General features: G+C 61.9%; 16 protein-coding genes. 3 read left to right on the top strand and 13 right to left on the bottom strand.

Annotated features, from left to right (window positions below; genetic code table 11):
- Nucleotide 1: 1 nt before the first annotated feature.
- From hisD to ACXYMS_RS16505, 9 genes are all read right to left on the bottom strand, one after another.
- Nucleotides 2–1330: a histidinol dehydrogenase gene (hisD, locus tag ACXYMS_RS16545; RefSeq protein WP_458907923.1), complete on the bottom strand. Its 1329-nt coding sequence runs from the start codon at nt 1328–1330 to the stop codon at nt 2–4.
- Between the two features lie 90 nt (nt 1331–1420).
- On the bottom strand, nt 1421–2941 hold the full coding sequence (locus ACXYMS_RS16540) for an amidase (protein WP_458907922.1): 1521 nt from the start codon (nt 2939–2941) through the stop codon (nt 1421–1423).
- 3 nt (nt 2942–2944) lie between these two features.
- Entirely contained in the window at nt 2945–3997 is a 1053-nt protein-coding gene (locus tag ACXYMS_RS16535) for an ABC transporter ATP-binding protein (RefSeq protein WP_458907921.1), read from the bottom strand.
- Between the two features lie 5 nt (nt 3998–4002).
- Nucleotides 4003–4887: a carbohydrate ABC transporter permease gene (locus ACXYMS_RS16530; RefSeq protein ID WP_458907920.1), complete on the bottom strand. Its 885-nt coding sequence runs from the start codon at nt 4885–4887 to the stop codon at nt 4003–4005.
- A 2-nt stretch (nt 4888–4889) separates the two neighbouring features.
- The gene (locus tag ACXYMS_RS16525; protein ID WP_458907919.1) at nt 4890–5921 is read right to left on the bottom strand and encodes a carbohydrate ABC transporter permease; all 1032 of its coding nucleotides are present in this window, start codon (nt 5919–5921) and stop codon (nt 4890–4892) included.
- 162 nt (nt 5922–6083) lie between these two features.
- Nucleotides 6084–7322 (bottom strand): ABC transporter substrate-binding protein, encoded by a 1239-nt coding sequence (locus ACXYMS_RS16520; RefSeq protein WP_458907918.1) that lies wholly within the window; start codon nt 7320–7322, stop codon nt 6084–6086.
- 348 nt (nt 7323–7670) lie between these two features.
- On the bottom strand, nt 7671–8759 hold the full coding sequence (locus ACXYMS_RS16515) for an ABC transporter ATP-binding protein (protein ID WP_458907917.1): 1089 nt from the start codon (nt 8757–8759) through the stop codon (nt 7671–7673).
- 31 nt (nt 8760–8790) lie between these two features.
- The gene (locus tag ACXYMS_RS16510; RefSeq protein ID WP_458907916.1) at nt 8791–9435 is read right to left on the bottom strand and encodes a ThuA domain-containing protein; all 645 of its coding nucleotides are present in this window, start codon (nt 9433–9435) and stop codon (nt 8791–8793) included.
- The gene (locus tag ACXYMS_RS16505; RefSeq protein WP_458907915.1) at nt 9432–10691 is read right to left on the bottom strand and encodes an ROK family transcriptional regulator; all 1260 of its coding nucleotides are present in this window, start codon (nt 10689–10691) and stop codon (nt 9432–9434) included. Before ACXYMS_RS16505 ends, ACXYMS_RS16510 begins: the two co-directional genes overlap by 4 nt.
- A gap of 298 nt (nt 10692–10989) precedes the next feature.
- On the opposite strand from ACXYMS_RS16505, the gene ACXYMS_RS16500 reads away from it, so the two are divergent.
- The 3 genes from ACXYMS_RS16500 (at nt 10990) to ACXYMS_RS16490 (ending at nt 14137) form a co-directional block, all read left to right on the top strand.
- Nucleotides 10990–12246, top strand: a complete 1257-nt coding sequence (locus tag ACXYMS_RS16500; protein ID WP_458907914.1) for an extracellular solute-binding protein — start codon at nt 10990–10992, stop codon at nt 12244–12246.
- A gap of 116 nt (nt 12247–12362) precedes the next feature.
- A complete protein-coding gene (locus ACXYMS_RS16495) occupies nt 12363–13295 on the top strand; it encodes a carbohydrate ABC transporter permease (RefSeq protein WP_458907913.1) in 933 nt (310 codons plus the stop codon).
- The gene (locus ACXYMS_RS16490; RefSeq protein ID WP_458907912.1) at nt 13295–14137 is read left to right on the top strand and encodes a carbohydrate ABC transporter permease; all 843 of its coding nucleotides are present in this window, start codon (nt 13295–13297) and stop codon (nt 14135–14137) included. The genes ACXYMS_RS16495 and ACXYMS_RS16490 overlap by 1 nt, the downstream gene beginning before the upstream one ends.
- Before the next feature lie 182 nt (nt 14138–14319).
- Here ACXYMS_RS16490 and ACXYMS_RS16485 read toward each other — a convergent pair whose 3' ends face one another.
- The 4 genes from ACXYMS_RS16485 to ACXYMS_RS16470 form a co-directional block, all read right to left on the bottom strand.
- The gene (locus ACXYMS_RS16485) at nt 14320–15384 is read right to left on the bottom strand and encodes an ABC transporter ATP-binding protein (protein WP_458907911.1); all 1065 of its coding nucleotides are present in this window, start codon (nt 15382–15384) and stop codon (nt 14320–14322) included.
- A gap of 14 nt (nt 15385–15398) precedes the next feature.
- Nucleotides 15399–16223 carry a carbohydrate ABC transporter permease gene (locus tag ACXYMS_RS16480; RefSeq protein ID WP_458907910.1) on the bottom strand — a complete coding sequence of 275 codons (825 nt, stop codon included), beginning with the start codon at nt 16221–16223 and terminating at the stop codon, nt 15399–15401.
- Nucleotides 16220–17071 (bottom strand): carbohydrate ABC transporter permease, encoded by an 852-nt coding sequence (locus tag ACXYMS_RS16475; RefSeq protein WP_458907909.1) that lies wholly within the window; start codon nt 17069–17071, stop codon nt 16220–16222. The genes ACXYMS_RS16480 and ACXYMS_RS16475 overlap by 4 nt, the downstream gene beginning before the upstream one ends.
- Nucleotides 17072–17198: 127 nt before the next feature.
- A complete protein-coding gene (locus tag ACXYMS_RS16470) occupies nt 17199–18503 on the bottom strand; it encodes an ABC transporter substrate-binding protein (RefSeq protein WP_458907908.1) in 1305 nt (434 codons plus the stop codon).
- Nucleotides 18504–18598: the final 95 nt, after the last annotated feature.

The raw sequence follows: 18598 nt of genomic DNA, 5'->3' as shown, positions 1-18598 counted from the left end.
CTTACATTCCGGCGTCAGGTCTCGGGGGTGCAGCCGTACCATAGGGCACGTTGCGTCCGCCATAGCGGCGTACCCGGATATTGGCCTGTTCGGCGTGGCCGACAAAACCCTCCAGCATGGAGAGGCGCGACCCATATTCCCCAATCATGGCCGAGGCCGCATCACTGGTAACGGTCTGCCAGGTGCAGGTCTTGAGAAACTTGCCGACCCAGAGCCCGCCAGTATAGCGCGCCGCCTTCATGGTAGGCAGGGTATGGTTGGTGCCGATCACCTTGTCGCCGTAGGCCACATTGGTGCGCGGCCCTAGGAATAGGGCGCCAAAATTGGTCAGATTGTCCCGGAACCACACGTCCCTGTCGGTCATCACCTGCACATGCTCGGAGGCAATCCGGTCGGCTTCGACCAGCATTTCGTCATAGTCCTCACACACGATCACTTCGCCATAATCGACCCAGGATTTGCGGGCCATGTCGGCGGTGGGGAGAATAGCGAGAAGGCGCTCGATCTCGGCCATGGTGTCTCGCGCCAGCTTTTCCGAATTGGTCAGCAGAATTGCGGGACTGGTCGGGCCATGCTCAGCCTGGCCAAGCAGGTCGGTGGCGCAGATTTCGCCATCGACGGTGTCGTCGGCAATGATGAGGGTTTCGGTGGGGCCGGCAAACAGGTCAATGCCGACTCGGCCATACAGCTGACGCTTGGCTTCGGCGACGAAGGCATTGCCGGGGCCAACCAGCATGTCGACAGGGTCGATGCTTTGAGTGCCGATGGCCATTGCGCCGATAGCCTGGATGCCGCCCAGTACATAGATTTCGTCAGCGCCGGCCATAGCCTGGGCGGCGACGATGGCCGGGGCCGGCCTCCCGTTGAAAGGCGGCGCGCAGGTGATGACACGGGGGCAACCGGCGACCTTGGCGGTCAGCACCGACATATGGGCGGAGGCCAGCAACGGATACTTGCCGCCCGGCACGTAGCAACCGACGGCATTGATCGGTACATGGCGGTGACCGAGGGTGACGCCCGGCAGGGTCTCGACCTCGAGGTCGAGCATGGTGTCCTTCTGCCTCTGGGCGAAGTTGCGCACCTGGGTCTGGGCGAACTCAATGTCGATGAGGTCCTGGTCAGTCAGTTGCGCCTTGCAGGCGTCGATTTCCTTTTGGTCGAGGCGGAAATCGTGGCGATCCCACTTGTCGAATTTGATCGAAAGTTCGCGCACGGCGGCGTCGCCGCGCTTCTCGATATCGGACAGGACGGACTCCACGGTGGCGCGAACCTGGCGATCCGCTTCGGCCCGTTCCTCGACATCCTTACCGCGCTTCAGCCAGACTGGCATTGGAGGCTCCCCTCAAAAGTTCATTCAAAGATACTGCATACGTATGCAACACTGCAAGACCGGGATATTCAAAAACGCGACTTTCGGCGATCAGCGCCGACGGGGCGGCTTCGAGCGGCCGATTTCGGTGGCTTTCTCGAGGGCATCGCCGAACTGCACGATCCGCGCTTCGGCGTGGTGCCGCCCGATGATCTGCATGCCGATGGGCAAGCCATCATGGAACCCGACCGGCAGCGCCAGCACCGGGTGGCCGGAGACGTTGAAGCCGATGGTGCGCATGGGCGTCCACACCGCCTCTTTCTCGAAGGGGGCGGCAGGCAGCGCCGTAGTCAGGGCTCCGGCAGTGATCAGCACGTCATGCTGGTCGAGAAGGGCATCGACCGCGTCCCGGAACTGCGCGCCCATATCTCGGGCCCTGGCCAGTTCTGACTCAGATATGGCGAGCCCTGCCGCAAGGCTGAGAAAGGCCCGGCGGCCATAACCCTCAGGGTGATCGCGCAGATCTTCGGCATGCAGGCGAAAACTTTCGGCATGCAGGATCGTGGCTACGGCGACTTCAATGGAAGCATAATCGGGCAGGTCGATCTCTTTGACCACGGCCCCGAGCCAGGACAGCCTCGACACAGCATCGTCCACGGCCGCCAGTACGGCGGGCATGGTCTGGGGATCATGCGCGAACCAGTTGCGCGCATAGCCGATGCGGAGATCGCTGACGGGTTCGCCCAGGCGGCCCGTGGCACTGCGCAGGCCGGATTGCCCGGTCAGTACGTCGAGAGTCAGGGCGGCTTCGGCGACGCTGGCACTGATCGGACCGACATGATCGAGGCTGGAGGAAAGCTCCAGCACGCCCTCTCCGGCTACACTGCCATAGGTCGGTTTGAGGCCAACAGTGCCGCAATAAAAGGACGGTCCCCGCACTGAACCGCCGCTATCGGTGCCGATAGTCGTACGAATCAATCCGCCCGCCACCGCAGCGGCGGGGCCCGAGGAGGATCCGCCGGTGATGTGGTCGAGCTTCCAGGGATTGCGGGCTGGCGGGAACAAGCCCTGCCTGTCCGGCCCGACCGTGGCCCATTCATAAGTCGCGAGCTTGCCGATGATGATCGCGCCGCCCCGTCGGAGGCGGGTGACCAATTCGGCGTCCTGATCGGCAATGGCCTCGGCGCGACCCGGCGCATTGGCGGTGGTCGGCACGCCCGCCACGTCGATCAGGTCCTTGATGCCGACGGGAATGCCATGCAGCGCGCCACGATCCTCACCGGACGCCAGTTCCTGGTCGGCGCGGGCGGCATCGGCCCGTGCCGTATCGGCCAGTACGCAATAGAAGCTCAAGTAATCCGGGTCGCGCTCGGCGATGCGCGCCAAGGTCGCCTCGACCAGCGCCAATGAGGTCAGGCGTCCATCGCGCAGGCGGTCGCCCTGTTCCTGGATCGAGAGTTCAAGAATGCTGGTCTCTACCGGAAGCAATGGCGTAGCCGGCCCCCCGGCGAGCCCATCATGCATCCAAGCGGCCAGTTTCCCGAGCCTCGCGGCTTCGTCGGGTGTCAATGTCAGTCCACTGGCTTCGAGCGTCGCCTGGAAGCGGGCATCGAATGCGGGGTCCGGCGTCATCGTTCAGGCCTCGATCCGTCCACCCGTGGCATGGTCGAACAGGTGGCAGGCCGAAGGCGGAATGGCAATATGGGCGACCTCGCCGATTTCGGCGCGATAGTCCTTGCCGACCTTGATCGAGACCAGTTCCCCGGCCACGCGCATGGAGAGCATAGTTGCATCACCCAGCAGTTCCACCGTGTAGATGGGCGCCGCGATTTGCCCGCCACTATCGGCCAGGCCTGCATCCTCGGCCCGGAAGCCCAGGGTGACCGGCCCTTTTCCCTCGGGAGCAAGCCCCTCGATGCGGATGCCGGCGGCGGTAAAGACGCCCTTCTCGATTTCGCCCGCGACCAGGTTCATGGCCGGGGAGCCGATAAAGCTGGCCACAAAGGTGTTAGCGGGACGATCGTAAATCTCCATCGGGGTGCCTACCTGCTGCACCACGCCCTTGTTCATGACCACCACCCGGTCGGCCAGGGTCATGGCTTCGACCTGATCATGGGTCACATAGACCGTGGTGCGCTTGAGCGTGTGATGCAGATTCTTAATCTGGGCACGCGTCGAGACGCGCAGCTTGGCGTCGAGGTTGGAAAGTGGCTCATCCATCAGGAAAGCATTGGGCTCGCGCACGATGGCGCGGGCCAGCGCGACGCGCTGCCGCTGTCCACCCGAGAGGGCTGCCGGGCGGCGCTCGAGGAAATCGTCGAGTTCCACCATTTTGCTCGCCGCCATGACGCGATCATGGTGCTGCTCCTTGGGCACCTTGCGCACCTTCAAAGGGAAGCGGATGTTCTCGTACACCGTCATATTGGGATAGAGGCCATAGCTCTGGAATACCATGGAGATGTCTCGGTCCTTGGGCTCGAGCTTGTTGACCATGCGGTCGCCGATCCAGATTTCGCCCTCGGTGATGTCCTCAAGGCCCGCAATCATGCGCATGGTCGTGGTCTTGCCGCAGCCCGATGGTCCGAGCAACACTAGGAATTCCTGGTCGGCAATATCGAGATTGAAATTGTCCACGCCGACGAAATTGTTCCAGCGCTTGGAGACGTTCTTGAGACGGATCTGGGCCATCTTGGTTACCCCTTTACGGCGCCGGCGGTGAGGCCGCTGACGATCTGGCGTTGGAAGAAGAGCACGAGGATGAAGAGCGGCACGGTGGCCGAGACCACGGCGGCTACGGCGAACATGACATTGCCGGTTTCCTGGATGGAGCCGAGGAAGCTTGAGATCTTGGGCACCATAGTCTGGTTGTCGGCGCTGAGGAGCATCGCGGTGACTGCGAAGTCATTGTAGCCGAGCAGAAAGCTGAACAGGCCAGTCGTGACCAGGCCCGGCCACATCACCGGCATGATGACCATGCGGAAGGCCTGGAAGCGCGTACAGCCGTCGACCATGGCGCTCTCGTCGAGATCCTTGGGGATTGAGAGAAAAAAAGAGTGCAGCATCCACAGTGTGAAGGGCTGGTTGATGGCCACGAGCACGATAATGGAGGTGGGCAGCACGCCCCAGATATTGAGCTCGAAGAAAGGCAGCAGATAGCCCGAGACCAGGGTGATGTGCGGCATGGCGCGGAATACGAGCGCCGCAATCAGGATCCAGAACGCATAGTTCTTGCCGGACCGGGCCAGGGCATAGCCGCCCAGTGTGCCCAGGGTCAGCGAGATGATGGTGACGCTCAGCGTCACGATGATGGTATTGCCTGCGGCGCGCCAGAAATCACGCAGCACCCATGCGCCATAATAGCCGGCACCGGTAAAGGGCCCTCCGGTCTGTGCGACGGTATTGGTGCCGAGAATGGCGTTCCACCAGCTTTCGCGGGAGAAGAAGTCGACCTCGACCTTGAACGACCCCCAGACGGTCCACAGAAACGGCACTGCCGCCAGGATAACCCAGAGGACTATGAAGCCGTAGATCAGGAAATTGAGGAGCGGGGGGCGCTTGTGGGTCATTGCGTCCGACATGGTCACACCGCCTTGTGTTTGAATTCGCGCCAGGTGCGCACCAGAACCGGGGAAAGCAGGATGATCACGCCTAGAATGGTCAGGACCGAGGTTGCACCGGCCGAGCCGAATTGCTGGCTGTCGCCGCTCAGGTCGTTGTAGATCAGCCAGCTCAGCGAGGTGGCGTTAGCTTCGGCCGAGAAGCCGACAATCGGCTCGAAGACGCGGAAATTGTCCATCAGCTGCACCAGCGCCACAAAAGTGGCGAGCGGCGCCAGATGCGGAATGATGACATAGCGGATGCGCTCCCAGCGTGAGGCGCCATCGATCATCGCCGATTCCAGCGTATCGCCCGGCACGGTCTGCAGGCCCGCATAAAAGACCACGAAGGAAAACGGGGCATTGGTCCAGACGCCATAGACCAGCAAGGCAGCCCAGGTCAGCGCGGGCGTCGAGCGCAGCGACAAGGTCGGATCATTGAAGATGTGCTGGATGGTGGCGCCCAATATGCCGTTGGGACTGAGCATCCAATAGAGGATCAACGAACCTATCAGTGGCGTGATGATCATCGGCAGGAGCGAAAAGAAGATAATCGGCCCCTTGGTGATCTTGGGCAGGGCATTGACGGCGAGCGCGATGGTGAAGCCGAGGATCATGGCCAGCGGCGTCACTACGAAACAATAGACGAGGGTGAAGATCAACGCCTTGTAGAAGGGCAGGTTGAGAACCTGCGTCCACTTGATGCCAAGGTCGAGATCGCTGGAGAGGATGGCACCCAGTTCGCTGGTCGCCAGATGAGCACGGTTTAGATAGGTGCCGAAGCCGTTGAAGCGCCCCAGTGGCTGCTCGTCGCGGAGGACCGCGGTCGCAGCCGAATCGACGCGCAACTCGGTGGAACAGCCGCCAAAGGGCTGGCAGTTCTCGACTTCGACCATGACCTGCTCATGGCTCACATAAAGCGACTGCACCACCACCGAGACGATGGGCAGGGCGATGAACAGCACCATGGCGATCAGCGATGGCAGGATGAAAGCAAAGAAGGTCTTGTTTGGCATTGCCTGCCTCCTCAAAGCACGTCGCTTCTGGTTTTTACCATGCGGCGGCCTCGCGCCCCGCGCAAAGCTCATGCACGACGGGTCGGTTCACCGACCCTTTGCCGGCGCCGGTGCATTTGCCTCCCCCCGCATACGGGAGGAGGCACAGCGTCCGAGGGACGACTACTGGAGGAAGCCGGCGCCGCGGGCGGCGGTCTCATAGGCAGCCTTGACGTCGGCCAGCGCCTGGTCTGCATCTTCCGATCCGGCGACGAATTCGGCCAGTTCGGTCGAAAGCGCGGTGTGTAGCAGGCCCATATAGGGCTGCATCGGATAGGCCCGCGCGCCGGCATTGGCATTGGCGATCACGCCGACGGCTGCCGGACCGGGCTCGTAGCCGGCAATCAGCCAGGTGGCGACATCCTTGTTGGCGGCCATCATCTCGGGGCTGATGCCATGGACCATGGCACGGAACGAGGCTTCGGCATCTTCATCGGAGATGTTCTTGGCGATGGTGAATCCATCCCACCAGAGTGCCGCCGCCGGGATCGAACCACCACCAATGGTGGGCGAAGCGGCCAGAACGGTGTTTTCAACCACGCCATCGACTGCACCCTCGTCATCAAGGATGGCGCCGCCGAGCGAGCCCCATTCATTCATGATGGCGATATTGCCGGCCTCGTATTCCTTCTGGATTTCGTTGGCGTCGAAGGTAAGATAATCGGGGTCCATGAAGGCGATCATTTCGCGCATGACGCGCAGCACTTCGCGGCCATTCTCGTTGTCGATGGCCAGTTCGGCACTGCCCGGCGCAAAGAAGTCGGCACCCGTGCCCAGATAATTGTTGACGAATTCGGCGGCCAGATCCCAACCCGGCTTGACCGACGCGGCCAGCGGATAGTCCATCAGCCCGGCGTCCTTGATGGCGGCGGCGGCGGCGAGCACTTCGTCATAGCTGGTGGGCGGCTCGACACCGGCCTCTTCCAGAATATCCTTGCGATAGAACATGTGCTGACCGTTGCCCATGAAGGCGACGGCCATGATCTTGCCGTCGATCTTGACCAACTGGCTGGGCTGCAGATCCTGGCCGAACTCGGCAACAAGGTCGTCAAGTGGGCGGATCAGGTCGTCATTGAGCAGCGGTACGATAGAATTGTTGGCGACTACCGCTACCGAATATTCGGCAGGATTGATGGTCAGCGCCGGCACCTGGATTTCCTTGTGCTCGGCCGTGGCATTGGCGGTGACCGTCACGCCATCGGTCGCGCACTCTTCGGCAGTGGCATTGATGGTGCGCAGAGCCTCGAAGTCATTGCTCAGAATGCGCACGGAACCAGACTCGATTCCGCACTCTGCGAAAGCGGCGCCCGTTCCCAGTGCCAAGGCGAGGGCTGATACTGCTAACGTTAGATAGGGCTTCATTTCGTTCTCCTGACTTGGGGCAATTATGTGCCCATTCCTTTGGCGACGGCCTTGTCGGCTACGCATCCCCTGCCGGCGTTCCCCACGACTGCATACGTATGCATACATGTTTTGCATTCGTATGCAATACCTAGCTAAGCATATTGCCCCGGCGCCCGCAACGCTCCTGGGCGCGGATAGCGCGTGCAATGACGGCGAGAACTGGCGGATCAATCGCACGATGCAAGACATGTGACCCCGCTCGGCAGTTCCATGCTTTGCTAACTCGAGACGTAGAAGCCTCCCTCGCCGATCAAGGCAAGGGAGGCTGGGTATCTAACAATGGGCGAGCCGGTAGCTCGCGTCCAGTCAGATCCGCTGGCCGCGCTCGTCAAAGGCCAATATAGCGCCCGGCTCGATACCAACTGTAATCGAGGCGCCATCTGGAATGCGCGAATGTCCCTTCTGCTGGATGGTCACCTTGGCCTCGTCATCATTGCCGACGGCGTAGACGAAGGATACGCCGCCAAGCTGCTCGACCACCTGCGCCTTTGCGGTGAGCGTAGGCCCGCCCAGGGCGGCGTCGGCAAAGTGCTCGGGGCGAATGCCAACGCTGATCTGCTGCCCAACCGATCCACCCGGCCCCCGCCGCTCGACCACCAGACCCGGCGCATCGAAGGCGTCGAGGGCCACGCTCATTGCATTACCCTCGATCGCGGTGATCCTGCCCTCGAGGAAATTCATGCGCGGCGAGCCGATGAAGCCAGCGACGAACTGGTTGTCCGGGTTGTCGTAGAGCTCGATGGGACTGCCCTGCTGCTCGATGCGCCCGGCGCGCAGCACGACGATGCGGTCGGCCAGCGTCATGGCCTCCACCTGGTCATGGGTCACATAGACCATGGTGGCACCCAGTTGCTGATGCAGCTTGGCGATCTCGATGCGCATCTGCACGCGCAGTTCGGCATCGAGATTGGAGAGCGGTTCATCGAACAGGAAGGCCTTGGGCTGGCGCACAATGGCGCGGCCGATGGCGACGCGCTGGCGCTGCCCACCGGAAAGCTGGCGCGGCTTGCGCTCCAGCAGTTCGGTGAGTTCAAGAATGCGCGCAGCCTCCATCACCCGCTCGGCGACCTGGTCCCTGGGCGTGCCGCCCATGCGCAGGCCGAACCCCAGGTTCTGTTCCACGCTCATATGCGGATAGAGCGCATAGGACTGGAACACCATGGCGACGCCGCGCTCGGATGGATCGAAGTCGGTCACATCCTCCCCGCCGATCAGCACCTGTCCCGATGTCGGTTCCTCCAGGCCTGAAATGGTGCGCAGGAGAGTGGACTTGCCGCAGCCCGAGGGCCCGACAAACACCACGAATTCCCCATTGCCGATATCGAGATCGATATCGTGGATCACCTTGACTGCGCCGAAGCTCTTGTTGATGCCTCGAAGTTGTAGATCTGCCATCGTCTCCTCCTTGCCGATGGTTGACGTCAGGTCAGCGCGCTGCCCAGAGCGCGCCGCGTTCGAAAATGGTACGCATCTGCGGCACCTGGAATTCATCCACCACATGGCCAAGGGTGGAGTGGAACACCCGCCCCTTGCCGAAGCGTCGCTTCCACACGACCGGCATGACCACACCCTCGATCTCGTCGAAATGCGCGCCCGAGAATGTCGTGGTCGCCAGCACCTCGATGCTGGGATCGAAATGCATGTAGTACTGCTCAGAGTGAAAGGGGAAATCCTCCAGCCCCTGCATGATCGGATCGTCGGGCCGGGCCACGTTGACGGTGAAGTCGATGATATTGCCAGGATGGGCCACCCACTGCCCACCCACCATGAACTGGTAGTCGGGCTCGTTGCGGAAACTGTCGCTCATCAGGCCGTGAAAACCGGCCAGGCCCGTGCCGCCACGAACCGCGGCAAGAAGATTGGTCAGCTCTTCCTTTTCGATGCGCGACATGGTGATGGCCGGCACGATCAGGTCATAGCGCGCCAACCCGGCATCGGCGAAGGCCTCGGTCGTTGGTTCGATGTCGACTGCAAAATCATGCTTTTCCAGCATCGTGCCAACCAGGCGCGCGCTTTGCTCGGGCGTGTGGCCGTCCCATCCTCCCCATACGATCAGGGCAGATTTAGTCATTGAATTTCCTCCTGGTAGGCCGATGTCCATGGGGCGCTGTAAATGTCGCGCAGCATGAGCGCGGCGGCGCCGCGGGCCCAGAGTTGATCGTCCAGTGTATGCAGGATCAGCTGGGTGGCCGCGTAGTGAGCTCGGAAACTATTGACCGCCGCCGTCGCCTTGACGACCGGCTCGACCAATTCGCAATAGCGCTGTGATTCCAAGGCGATAATGATCTTTTCAGGGTTAATCAGGTTGATGATATGGGACACGCCGATGCCGAGTTTTTCGCCATGCCGATCGATCACGGCGCGGGCCTCGCTGCGCCCCGCATCGCAGGCTTCGGCCAGCGCCGCCATGATATTGGACCGGGCCAGGGGTGCTTCCATGAACGCCGGGCCCAGCGCCGCGGCTGCCTGCTGACGCAGGGCCGACTCGCTCACATGGGCGTTGAGGCAATCGAGTTGCCCGCATTCGCAGGCCAGACCCTCGCCGCCAACCTTGAGGTGGCCAAAAGTGGGGCCAAGCGTGCTGGCTCCGCGGTGCACATCGGCGTCAAGCCATAGCCCGAGGCTTGCCGTCTGGTCGAGCACCACCACCGCAAAACTCTTGTCGCGCTGGGCATAGCCGAACCAGCTTTCGGCCAGGGCGAGCAGATTGGCCGGTTTTTCCAGCTTCACCGGCAGGCCGGTGCGCTCCCCCAGAAGGGCTCCCAAGGGCACTTCGCGCTCCCCGAAGACGGAACTGGCATAGCTGCGGCCCGAGCGCGGATCGACCAGGCCCGGCACGCCAATGCCGATGCCCCGGATGCGCTTGCGATCAACGCCGGACTTGTTGACGCAATCATCCATGGCGTCCTCGATGAGGTCGGCAATGACATCAGCCGGCTGGCGAGCCAGCCGGATCGGCAATTGCGCTGAGGTCACCAACTCGCCCCGGAAATCGATCAAGGTCACCGTGGTCATGGCTTCGGAAATCTTGATCCCAAGCACATAGGCCGCGTCGGCGACCAGCCCCAGCAGCACGCGCGGGCGACCGCGATGGGCCTCGCCATTGGCCTGGGGCTGGGCATGGCTTGCATGGATCAGCCCTTCGTCGATCAGCGCGCCAGTGATGGCTGAAACCGTCGTGCCGCTGAGCAGGGTGCGCTCCGAAATTTCGACGCGAGAAATCTGGCCATGGCACCGGATGGTCTCCAGCACATGGTATTTGTTGATTTCCCGCATCAGCAGCGGATCGGCGATCTTCACGACCACAGGGACGCTCCGCGTGTTCATTTCAGCATCGTTGATTTAGTTTGCAATCTCTATCAAAATCAACCGCGTCAGTGAAGTCAAAAACGCATCAGAATTCTTATGTGACTTCAAGTTCACTATATATTTCAGTCGTTTAATGTGCTTTCCCCACCCATGTCTACTCCACATAGCAATCTCGAGGTACGTTCCTCTTGCGTCTTTAATAAGGGATGCGTAAAAAGTAGCAAGTGGGGAGTTCAGCAGGCGCTGTCTCGTCATTGCGGCCAAGGGAGGATTCCGAAAAACCGGTTTCTGGCCGCCACAAGGATTGGAGGAAACCATGAAACGTTTCGCGCTTGCCGCGATGCTGGGTCTGGCTGCCATTGCGCCAGTACAGGCCCAGACTGTCGTCAAACATATGCACATCACGTCCATCCCAGCCGAGGTGGAACTGATGAATTCCATCGCCGCCGATTTCATGGCGCAGAACCCGGACATCATCGTCGAACTGCCGTTCCTCGAGAACGAAGCGTTCAAGGCCAAGCTCACGACATTGCTGCAATCGGCAGACGCGCCTGACGTGTTCCACTCCTGGGGTGGTGGCGTGTTCTACGAGCAGGCCGCCGCCGGCGTGCTGCGTCCCGTCGAAGACGTGCTGAGCGACGAAGCCAAGGAAAATATGGGCACTGCCGGTGTTTCCGCCTTCACCGCGCCTGATGGCCATCTCTATGGCGTAGCGCGCGACGTTGGCGAAGTCGTCCTGTGGTACAACAAGACCCTCTTCGAAGAAGCCGGTGTTGATCCCGCCAGCATGGAAACCTGGGATGGCTTCCTTGCAGGCGTCCAAACCTTCAAGGATGCCGGCATTACCCCGATCGCCATTGGCGCCAAGGACAAGTGGCCGGCGCACTTCTGGTGGTCCAAGCTGGTCGTCCGGCTGGCAGGCCAGGAGGGCTTCCAGGCTGCCGCTGCCGGTGAAGGCGACGGCTTTGCCGGCGAAGATTTCGTCAAGGCCGGCGAATATTTCCTCGAGCTGGCAGCGCTAGAGCCCTGGCAGGAAGGCTTCCTCGCCGCCGGTTATGGCGACGCATCGGGCTATTTCGGTGACGGCAAGGCCGCCATGCACCTCATGGGTGACTGGGATTACGGCGCGATGAAGGATAATTCGGCCAGTAAGGAAGGCATTCCGGATGACCAGCTCGGCATCCTGCCCTTCCCGACCATCGAAGGCGGCAAGGGCGACCCGACCGACACACTCGGCGGTCTGGGCGGCGTGCTGTTCTCCAAGAACGCTTCCGACGCTGCGGTGAAGTGGGTCGAGTTCTTCAACAATATGGAGAACCAGGCCAAATACGCCAAGGATGCCTATTACATCCCGATCGCCAAGGGCGCGGCCGACGTCATGACCAACCCCTTCAAGGTGCAGATTGCCAGGAATATCGGCAATGCCCATTGGCATGCCCTGTTCTTCGATCAGGCCCTGGGCCCCAATGTCGGTGGGGTGGTCAACGACATCTCGGCCGAGCTTGCTGCCAATGCCATGAGCGCGGAAGAAGCCGCCGAGCTCATCAAGGAAGCCGTGGACGACGAGATGTAGTCACTCAACCACCTCCGGCGGGCGGGACACCCCCGCCCGCCGGACCAATCTATTGCAATGCCTGGACGTGGCCGTGCCGGACCCGCCAGTGCGTTGGACGGCGAGGGGAATAATCAATGAGCAGTGTTGCTACCGGGGTGCAATCGGGGGCCGTCGCGATACCGCGCCGCCGCCGCTATGTGGAAAGCAAGAGCGTGTTGCCGCTGCTGCTGTTCCTGCCGCCCGCGCTGATCCTGTTCACGCTCTTCGTCGTGATGCCGATGATCGATGCGACGACCTTTTCGTTCTTCGACTGGAACGGTTACGGCCCCATCACAGATTTTGTCGGCTTCGAAAACTATGCCGACGTCATTACCCATCGCAACTTCGGCACCGCCGTGCGCAACAGCCTGATTGTGGTTGCAGTATCGCTGGTCATCCAGCTGCCGCTGGCCATGTGGTGCGCCATCGCGCTGGCCGAGCGCTCCGTGCACATCAATGTGCTGCGCACCCTGTTTTTCCTGCCCTTCATGCTGGCCGAAGTGGCCGCCGGCCTGATCTGGAAGTTCGTCTATGACGGCAATTACGGCCTCCTGCCCGCCATTGGCGGGGCAATCGGGGTCGATATGCCGTTCGTGCTGGGCGACAAGCTCTGGGTTATTCCGGCCATCATGCTGGTCATTACCTGGAAATATTTCGGTTTCCACATGATGATCTTCATCGCGGGGCTGCAATCAATCCCCGCCGAAGTCATCGAGGCCGCGCGGCTCGATGGCGTCAAGAAGTGGCAGATTGTGCGCCATATCAAGATCCCGATGATCCGCTCGGCCATCGTCATCTCGGTGTTCTTCGCCATTACCGGCGCATTGCAATTGTTCGACCTGATCATTCCGCTGAGCAATGGCGGCCCCTCGCATTCGAGCCACACCATCGTCACCTTCCTCTACCAGTTCGGCATTCTGCGCATGAAGCTCGGCTTTGGCGGCGCGGTGAGCGTGCTGCTGTTCATTGCCTGCGTGATCGTCGCGCTGGCCTATCGTCGCATCCTGTTCAGAGTGGAGCAGCACTGATGGCAATTGCATCCAAGAAACGCCGTCCGATCATTTCGCCGGTGCAGTGGATCACGCTGCTGGTGGTGGCCACCTTCGTCATCGTGCCGTTCTACACGACGGCCCTGGGCGGCTTCAAAGAGATCGGCGAGTTGCGCGTCAATCCGTTCGGCCTGCCCGCCAGCTGGGACCCGGTGCGGTTTGTCGAAATCCTGGGCGGACCGCGCTATTTCTCGTCGCTGGGCAATTCCCTGCTGATTGCCGGGGGCACCGTGGTGCTCTCGACGCTGGTGGCATCGATGGCGGCCTTTGCCCTAGCCCATATCAAGTTCTTCGGCTCCAAGTTCATCCTGGGCTATCTGATGCTGGGCCTGCTGTTTCCGGCGGCCACCGGCATCCTGCCGCTGTTCATCAAGATGCGCGACCTGGGCATGCTGGACAGCCATTGGGGCATTATCGTCGTGCAGGTGGCCTTCAGCGTGTCCTTCTCGGTGCTGCTGTTCCACAATTTCTTCAAGGAGCTGCCCAAGGAGCTGATCGACGCGGCGCGCATGGATAATTGCGGCTATATCCGCATCTATTGGTACATCACCCTGCCGCTCTGCCTGCCGATCATCGCCACGGTGGGCGTGTTCAACTTCGTGGGCAGCTGGAACAGTTTCCTGCTGCCCCTTATCGTGCTCAATTCCGAGGCCAAGTATACCTGGCCTCTCGGCATCATGCAGTTCCAGGGACAATATGGTTCGGACTGGCCGCGAATCCTCGCCTTCCTGACGCTGTCGATCATGCCCGCGATCGCGTTCTTCCTGCTTGCGCAGCGCTACGTGATCTCGGGCCTGACCGGCGGTGCGGTAAAGGGCTGAGAGCTCCTGACCCGCTATAGGGCCGTTCACCTTCAAGCTGATGCGTTTTGTCGCCCACTCCCCCCTTGAGGGGAGCGTTGGTGGGGGTGGTTTTGTGGCCCACTTGCGGACCCCTCCCTCGGTCGCTCCCCTCAAGGGGGAGGGAGGCGAAGGGGCCGCGACTGCAGTTAACAGTGACCGATCTAGAGGCGGGCGCCGTGCTGGTCGAAGGCGAGGATGCTTTCGGGCTTCACCGCCAGGGCAATGGTGGCGCCCATTTCGAAACTCCCCTGCCCAGGCAGGGCAGCGGTCATTTCCGTGCCGTCGGGCAGGGCAATGCGCACAATGGTCTCGTTGCCCAAGCGCTCGACCAGGCGAACCTGCCCACGCAGCGGACCGTGGCTCTCGAGAACCAGATCATGTGGGCGCATGCCGATGGTGGCGGGGGCTCCATCCACGAGAGCCGATTTCAACGCCGGCAGCCTCAGAGGGGCGGCAAGCGCCGGCGAGACAATGCCTGCGGTGCCCTGGGCACTTGCCGCGATCAGGTTCATCTTGGGTGAGCCGATAAAGCCGGCCACGAAGAGATTGGCGGGATCATTATAGAGGTCGAGGGGCGAGCCGACCTGCTGCACCACCCCTGCGTCGAGCACAACGATCTTGTCGGCCAGGGTCATGGCCTCGACCTGGTCATGGGTGACATAAATCATGGTGGCGCCCAGGTCATGGTGCAGCCGCGCCAGTTCCATGCGCATGTCGCCGCGCAGCGCCGCGTCGAGATTGCTGAGCGGCTCGTCGAAGAGGAAAACGTCGGGCTCACGCACGATGGCGCGGCCGATGGCGACACGCTGTCGCTGGCCGCCCGAGAGCTGGGCGGGCTTGCGATCGAGCAGGTGTTCCATCTGCAGGACCCGCGCCGCGGCCCGGATCTTGTCGTCACGGACCTGCCGGGGCGTGCCCGCCAGTTTGAGACCAAAGCCGACATTGTCGTACACGCTCATATGCGGATAGAGCGCATAGGACTGGAACACCATGGCGACGCCACGGTCACGCGGCTCCACGTCGTTGACGACCCGGCTGCCAATGCTGATCTGGCCGTCGGTAATGTCTTCCAGCCCGGCGATCATGCGCAGAAGCGTGGATTTTCCGCAGCCCGAGGGCCCAACAAAGACTACGAACTCGCCATGGGCAATGTCGAGATCGACGCCCTTGATGACCGGCACTTCGCCGTAATTCTTGTGAACCGAGCGGAGGGTAAGCCCTGCCATGGAAAGTCTCCGGATTAGCCTTTGACCGCGCCCTGCATGAGGGCAGCGACGAACTGGCGCTGGAAGATGAGGAAGAGCACGATTGTTGGCGTGAGGATGAGCAGCGAGCCGGCGCAGAGCAGCGGAATATCGGTGCCCCACTGGCCCTGGAAGGCGCCGAGCGCGCCGGCCATGGTGCGCTGCATCGGGTCCTGCACCAGCACCACGGGCAGCAGGAACTGGTTCCAGGTCCAGAGGAACAGCAGGATAGTCAGCGACATGATGGCCGGCCGCGCCAGCGGCACCTGCACCAGCCAGAATTCCTTCCAGCGGGTGGCGCCATCGAGCTGGGCGGCTTCGCTCAAGTCATGCGGCACGTTGAGGAAATGGGCACGCATCCAATAGACGCCGAAGGGCATGTAGAGGCCGATCAGCGGCAGGATGATGGCGAAGCGCGTGTTGAGCAGACCCAGCGCCCGTACCTCGTAATAGAGCGGGGTGATGACCGCCTCGAAAGGCAGGGTCAGCCCGAAGACGAAGACCAGATAAAGCCACTTGAAGCGGTTCGAGGTCAGCTTGGCGAGGCCATAGCCGGCCATGGTCGCGACCAGCACCGAGATGGGGACCACGCCCAGCACGATCAGCGTGCTGGAAAACAGCAGCTGGTCCATCCTGGCGACTTCGAAGGCGCGGGCGAAATTGCCCCATTGCGGATCGGCGGGCCATTGCAGGCCATTGGGATAGGTGCCCTGCGGCGCCAGCGCCGCCGACAGCATGGAGAGGAATGGCAGGATGGTAATGATCATCAACAGGATGATCAGCCCACGGGCGACAAGGGAATTGGCGGACAGCGGTTTCATTTCTTGTCCCGCGTCAGCCACTGGACGGGCGCAATGGAGATCAGCACCAGCACCATGAGCACGATGGCCAGCGCCGAGGCGAGGCCCACCTGGCGATGCGCAAAGGCGAGGCGATAGATTTCAAGACCGGGGACCGTGGTGGTGATGCCGGGGCCGCCCTGGGTGGAGATATAGACAATGTCGAAGCTGGCCAGAGCAGCGATCACGGTGACGGTGATGCAGACGCCGATTTCCTGGCGCAGGCCCGGCAGGGTAATATAGCGGAATTCATGCCAGGGTCGCGCGCCGTCGAGGCGGGCCGCTTCATAGAGGCTGGGGTCGATCCTGGTGATGCCGGTGACCAGCAGCATGGTGCAAAGACCCAGCAGTACCCAGGCGCCGATAATGCCGACAGCCGGCAGCGCCCAGACGAAATCGCCGAGCCAGCCCCGCGCCCAGCTCGAAAGGCCGATGGCCTTGAGCGTCTGATTGACCAGGCCCGTAGAGGCGAACATCCAGCTCCAGGCGATGCCGGCGGCGACCAGGGGAATGACCTGGGGCAGGAACAGCACGGTGCGGGTTACGGTGCCGAAACGTCCGGCCATCTGGCTGCGAATGGCCGAGGCCACGGCCAGGCCTAGGCCCACGGGAATGAGGGTGAAATAGAGCACGAGCTGGAAGGCATTGCCGATGATCTGGAGGAGATCCCTGTCGGTCAGCACGGTGAGGTAATTGGTCAGGCCATGGAAGCGCGCTTCCCCGATGCCGTCCCAGCGCAGGAACGAATAATAGATGCTCATGCACAGCGGCACGAGCACGAAGGCGGCATAGGCGAGAAAGGCGGGCGCGACGAAGAGCCAGGCTGCCATTCTGGTCTTGCGGCTCCCCCGGGCAGGGGGGAGCCGCTTGCTTTGCCTCTGGGCGTCCGGAACGGACGGAACGGTTTCAGTCATGGTTCATTCCGGCCCCCGCAGGGGCATTACCGAGACCCGTGGTTCAACGGGACAGCTGGGTCTCGTATTCTTCCTGGACGGCTTCGAGAAGACCAGCGGCCGTCTGCTGGCCACCCACCATCTTCTGCAGTTCCGGCGTCCAGCCGGCGGCAAAGATGGCACCGGTCGCATTGGCGATAAAGTCCATGGCGCCATTGTCCTGGGCCAGGGTCGCACCGGCGGCCAGCGAGGCCTCGGTCACCGAGCCGGGGGTCACGGCGGGCATGGCCAGGTCGGCCGGACCGCCGGGATTGGAACCGCCCACGGCGACGTTGATCTCGCGGGCTTCCTCATTGGTGGCAACCCAATCAAGGAAGAAGGCTGCGCAATCGGGGTTGGCTGCCTTGGCGGAGATGCCGAAGGTCAGCGGGGCGGACATGGTGGCGTGACGGCCACCTTCTTCAACGCTGGGCATGATGAAGAAGCCGAACTTGCCAGCGGCATTGGCGTCGAGATTGCCCGATTCCCAGTCGCCGTTGAACATGAACAGACCCTCGCCGCCGATATAGCGGCTCATCATCTGGAAATATTCGATGGCGTTGGCGTCGGAGGGGAAATAGCCTGCCTTGATCCAGGCATCGAGGTGCTGCGCCGCTTCGAGATTGTCGGGCGTGTTGATGGTCGCGCCTTCCTTCTGGAAAATCCAGTCATTGATCGGCTCGGGCGCGCCGTAGGCCCCCATCAGGTTCTGCAGGGGGAAGGCCAGGCCTGCGGTGCCCTTGTTCCACTGCATGATCGGCTGAATGCCGGCTTCCTTGGCGGCGGCCATCAGGGCGTCCAGTTCGGCCAGGGTCTGAGGCGGCTCGGTCATACCGAGCTGGTCGGCCAGCTCCTTGTTATAGAAGACGCCGGTCATGGAATAGTTGAGGCCCATGGCGTAGAGCGAACCGGTGCCCCGCGGACGGCCGCCCTCTTCGACGCGCAGTTGCACCAGTTGTCCGGCCGGGAAGGCATCCCAGCCGAATTCGGTGAAGTAACCATCCAGATTCATCAGGAGATTGTTGGCCACCAGGTCGGTCAGGGAGGGCAGACGGATCAGGTCCGGCGCATTGTCCTCGGAGAGGATGCGCGGGGAGTTCTCCATCATATTGGCGAACTGGTCTTCCTTGATGTCGAAGGTGACATTGGGGAATTGCTCCGAAAACTCTTCGGCCAGCCGCGTGGGCAGCGGGAAGCCGGTTTCAAAATAGGAATTGAGCACCACCGGATCGGTGCCGCAGCTGGGCGCGGCCAGCGACGTACCGGCAATGGCGGCAGTGGTGGACAATGTCAGGGCAATACGAAGTGCATGGCGAGAATGGGCTCTCACGACAACCTCCTCCAGGTCAGATGTGCAACGGATGTTTCCGTCTGCTAAATGGATTTAGCGCATGGAGACAAAGCCATGTCAATATGGCTCCGGCG

The sequence above is a fragment of the Devosia sp. CAU 1758 genome (genome assembly GCF_054482695.1).
The sequence above is the reverse complement of the archived record's forward strand: the minus strand, read 5'-3'. Positions and strand labels throughout refer to the sequence as shown.